4 protein-coding genes are annotated in these 4,145 nt (G+C 49.6%); all 4 read left to right on the forward strand.

Annotated elements, in window-relative coordinates; genetic code table 11:
* The first annotated feature begins 398 nt into the window (after positions 1-398).
* The 4 genes from upp to hda all read left to right on the forward strand — a co-directional run bounded on the left by upp (position 399) and on the right by hda (position 4,121).
* On the forward strand, positions 399-1,025 hold the full coding sequence (gene upp / locus ACTHY5_RS11355) for a uracil phosphoribosyltransferase (protein ID WP_441879709.1): 627 nt from the start codon (positions 399-401) through the stop codon (positions 1,023-1,025).
* Between the two features lie 50 nt (positions 1,026-1,075).
* Positions 1,076-2,344 carry a uracil-xanthine permease family protein gene (locus ACTHY5_RS11360; RefSeq protein ID WP_441879712.1) on the forward strand — a complete coding sequence of 423 codons (1,269 nt, stop codon included), beginning with the start codon at positions 1,076-1,078 and terminating at the stop codon, positions 2,342-2,344.
* 63 nt (positions 2,345-2,407) lie between these two features.
* Positions 2,408-3,397: a DUF2066 domain-containing protein gene (locus ACTHY5_RS11365; RefSeq protein WP_441879715.1), complete on the forward strand. Its 990-nt coding sequence runs from the start codon at positions 2,408-2,410 to the stop codon at positions 3,395-3,397.
* 1 nt (position 3,398) lies between these two features.
* On the forward strand, positions 3,399-4,121 hold the full coding sequence (gene hda, locus ACTHY5_RS11370; RefSeq protein WP_441879718.1) for a DnaA inactivator Hda: 723 nt from the start codon (positions 3,399-3,401) through the stop codon (positions 4,119-4,121).
* Positions 4,122-4,145 lie beyond the last annotated feature (24 nt).

A 4,145-nucleotide genomic window follows, 5' to 3' on the forward strand; every position in this document is an offset into this window, starting at 1 on the left:
ATTCAGGCAACTCGGTGTTAATGGGAAGGCAGAGGGTGTCTGCTCCGTCGACCCTCCGCGCCAGGGAGGGCGCGGCGGAGCCCCCATGGATGGGTTTACGGCGAGTCGAGCGGAGTAGCGCGCTCTGCCTGATTTCTACTCAAACATCAACAAAAAGATGTGACTAAGTGACAGGCGTTTAGCTGTCAGTTAAATATAAGCGTGGGGCCGCTAAAGCTTGTGGCAGGCTTTAGCTGGCGCAGGGCAGGCTTTAGCTGGCGCAGGGCAGGCGCAGTGCTGAGCGAATGCCCTTTGAAAATTTATTTGGCTATTTGCTCACAGAAAAGTCTGCCGCTATAGGTTATATTATGCTAAAGTTTCGCGATTTTTTTGTGTCGCCATCAGTTGGGAGAAAAAGTATGAAAGTTATTGAGGTTAAGCACCCTTTGGTGAAACACAAGTTGGGGCTAATGCGTGAAGCCGACATTAGTACCAAACGCTTTCGTGAACTAGCACGAGAAGTGGGAAGTTTATTAACCTACGAAGCGACCGCTGATTTTGATACTGAAAAAACCACCATTCAAGGGTGGAATGGCCCAACAGAAGTCGACCAGCTAAAAGGCAAAAAAGTAACAGTCGTGCCTATTTTGCGTGCCGGACTTGGCATGATGGACGGAGTGCTTGAGCACATGCCGGGGGCACGAGTCAGTGTGGTGGGGGTGTATCGCGATGAAGAAACCCTACAACCCGTACACTACTTTAATAAGCTAGTCAGCCACATAGATGAACGCATGGCATTAGTGGTAGACCCTATGTTGGCCACTGGCGGCTCTATGATTGCCACTATTGATCTACTTAAAGAAAAAGGATGTTGCCACTTTAAAGTGATAGTGCTGGTGGCGGCCCCTGAAGGGGTCGCAGCATTAGAGGCGGCTCACCCCGATGTAGAGTTATATTGTGCATCAGTTGATGAACGACTCGATGACAATGGCTACATTATCCCAGGCCTTGGCGATGCAGGCGATAAAATATTTGGCACTAAATAAGGTATACATTAAAACCGGCATTAGCCGGTTTTTTTCTGCAAGGTAACAATATGAACACCAATAAACACACCGCATTGGCGACGCCTTCTCAAGACGTCGCTCATACTCCGCTACGCCAGGCCATCGCTGGCTCACAAATGCTATTTGTCGCCTTTGGTGCCTTGGTATTAATGCCATTAATCACCGGCTTAGATCCTAATGTGGCGTTATTTACCGCCGGTATCGGTACCCTTATTTTTCAGTTATGCACTAAACGCCAAGTGCCGATTTTTTTAGCCTCGTCGTTTGCCTTTATTGCCCCCATTTTATATGGCGTACAAACTTGGGGCATACCAGCCACCATGAGTGGCATTATGGCCGCGGGCATCATGTATGCCTTACTCAGCCAAATAGTGCGCTGGCGCGGCACCGCATTATTAACACGCTTACTGCCTCCTGTGGTGGTTGGCCCCGTGATAATGGTGATAGGTCTTGGGTTGGCCCCCATGGCGGTCAACATGGCCATTGGTAAAGCCGGCGATGGCTCAGCACAACTTATCCCTCATGATGTTGCGCTTTGGTTATCTTTACCCGCATTGGCGACCACCTTGCTGGTATCGACTATGGCTAAAGGCGTGTTTCGTTTGGTGCCCATCACTGCCGGTATCGCCGTGGGTTATAGCATTGCATTGGGGTTTGGCGTGGTAGACTTTTCGCCGGTACAGGCTGCAGCTTGGATTGCTCTGCCCAACTTTGTTGCTCCTGAGTGGCACTGGCAAGCCGTGCTCTTTATGTTACCGGTAGCTATTGCACCTGCGATTGAACATATAGGTGATGTGCTGGCCATTAGTTCGGTTACCGGAAAAGACTATCTCAAAAAGCCAGGGCTACATCGCACTTTATTAGGCGATGGGTTAGCGACCATGGGTGCGTCTTGTTTTGGCGGACCGCCAAACACCACTTATTCTGAGGTGACGGGGGCGGTTATGCTCACCAAAAACTTCAATCCAGTGATTATGACCTGGGCGGCAGGCTTTGCCATTGTGCTGGCATTTGTCGGTAAGTTTGGTGCGCTTATGCTGAGTATTCCCACACCGGTAATGGGCGGCATTATGATTTTACTGTTTGGATCCATTGCTACTGTGGGCTTAAACAGCTTAATCAAACATCAGGTGGATTTATCCCAAGCACGCAATTTATGCATAGTGGCGGTCATTTTAATTTTTGGCATTGGTGGCATGGCGTTTGGTGTAGGGGGCTTTAGCTTACAAGGGATCAGTTTATGCGGCATTGTTGGCATCTTACTGAATCTGGTTTTGCCCCGTGAACCCGTGCGATGAGTCTGGTTTGCCAAGCCGTCTATAGGTATTATGGAGGACTGCTTTTTTAACAATGGCAACGAAATGGTAAAAAAACTGCTTTGGGTGGCTGTGTGGCTTTTTTCAACGGCCACTGTGGCGCAGTCGGTGTTTGAAGTGAGCTTAAACCCTGCACCTTATAGTCGTGAACAAGCCCGCCTGCAAGCGCTTGATATCGTGCTCACTCGTTTAGGCGGAGAACAGGTAACATCCTCTTGGGCGAGAGAAGAAGCGCGCAGTGATATCACCCGTTTTCTGGATAGTGAGTCATCGAGCATGGGCTATCAAGCCCAGTTTAATGGCCAAGAGTTGCAGGCTTTGTTTAACAGTGCCGGTTTACCTTTTGCCACCGCGAGTAAGCCGCGCGTGCTAGTGTGGTGGCGTGATCAGGCTCAGGTATACAATGAGGCCAGCTCTCGCGTGCAAGCAAGTGCTACCCATTATCAGCAGCCGCTATTATGGCCGCTGTGGGATCTGGATGAGCAAATAACACTAAACGGTAATGACTCTTTTACCCCTCACTTAGTGCGCCAAGCCAGTGCCCGTTATAATGCAGATTACTGGCTGATGGTAGAGCAATCTGAAACGACGAACACCGGCCAGTGGCAGCTCTTTAGTGCCCAACAAAAGTCGGCTCTGGTTAAAGGAGTACTTAATGGCACATCCCATGATGATGCTATGGAATCGTTACTAACCAAGATCAATGATTATTGGGCGCGCCAAGCGGTATCAGAGCCGCTGGCGTTAGCTGAAAATGAGGCTCCAAAAGAATCATTAACGCTAACAGAAGATGTTGAAGGTGAGCTCACCATATTAGTGTCTGGCTTGCGGGAGTTTTCTGACTCAGTGCTGCTTGAGCGTAAGTTGGCCGAGCTAAATGGTGTGGCCGCTGTTTATGTGGCAGAAAGCGCAGGCTCTCAAGGGCGATATCGTCTAAGTGTGCCGGGCTCGCGCACTGCGGTTTTGCAAGCCTTAAGTTCATTAAGCGAACTCACGGCTCAAGGTGATCGCACCTTTAGTTGGTTGGGGAGCTAATATGACACAAGAAGATATTGAACATCAGCCAGCTCAGTTGGCGTTAGCGGTGCAATTACCCGATGATGAAACCTTTGGTAGCTTTTATCCTGGCGATAATGCCCAGCTGATCACCGCTCTTAAAAATGCCGCCATGGGCCAAAACGACGATCTACTGTACTTTTGGGGACAAGAGGGCAGCGGCCGTTCGCATTTATTACATGCCGCTTGTGCCGAATTAGACGACGAAGAAGGGCAAACGGCAGCCTATATCTCCCTAGATCGACACCAAAGTATGTCGCCACATATTTTAGAGGGCATGGAGCTACAAACGCTGGTGTGCCTTGATAATTTAGAGGCCATTGCCGGTATTGAAATATGGGAACGCGCCATCTTTAACTTTTTTAATCGCAGTAGAGAGCGAGGTTGCGGCTCTTTGGTGATCAGTGCCGTTAATGCCCCTCGTCATTTAGGGCTCACCTTGCCGGACTTAGCCTCACGCTTAGATTGGGGAGTGGCTTATCAGCTTAAACCGCTAGATGACGAGGGCAAGCTCAGTGCCTTACAGCTGCGCTCCGAGTTGCGTGGTTTTAAACTACCCACAGATGTAGGTCGCTTTTTACTTAACCGGTTATCACGAGACATGAGTACGTTACTTGCCGCCCTCGACTTGCTAGACAACGCCTCGTTTCAAGCGAAACGAAAGCTCAGTATTCCCTTCGCTAAAGAAGTATTGGGGTTTTGAATATAGCGCCGAGCACCAAGCACC

Source organism: Oceanisphaera sp., from assembly GCF_052084945.1.
Taxonomy (GTDB): domain Bacteria; phylum Pseudomonadota; class Gammaproteobacteria; order Enterobacterales; family Aeromonadaceae; genus Oceanimonas.

Excerpts from the sequence above, each read along its gene's own strand:
- hda (WP_441879718.1), top strand. The coding sequence starts at position 3,399 with ATGACACAAGAAGATATTGAACATCAGCCAGCTCAGTTGGCGTTAGCG.
- ACTHY5_RS11365 (WP_441879715.1), top strand. The coding sequence starts at position 2,408 with ATGGTAAAAAAACTGCTTTGGGTGGCTGTGTGGCTTTTTTCAACGGCC.
- ACTHY5_RS11360 (WP_441879712.1), top strand. The coding sequence starts at position 1,076 with ATGAACACCAATAAACACACCGCATTGGCGACGCCTTCTCAAGACGTC.
- upp (WP_441879709.1), top strand. The coding sequence starts at position 399 with ATGAAAGTTATTGAGGTTAAGCACCCTTTGGTGAAACACAAGTTGGGG.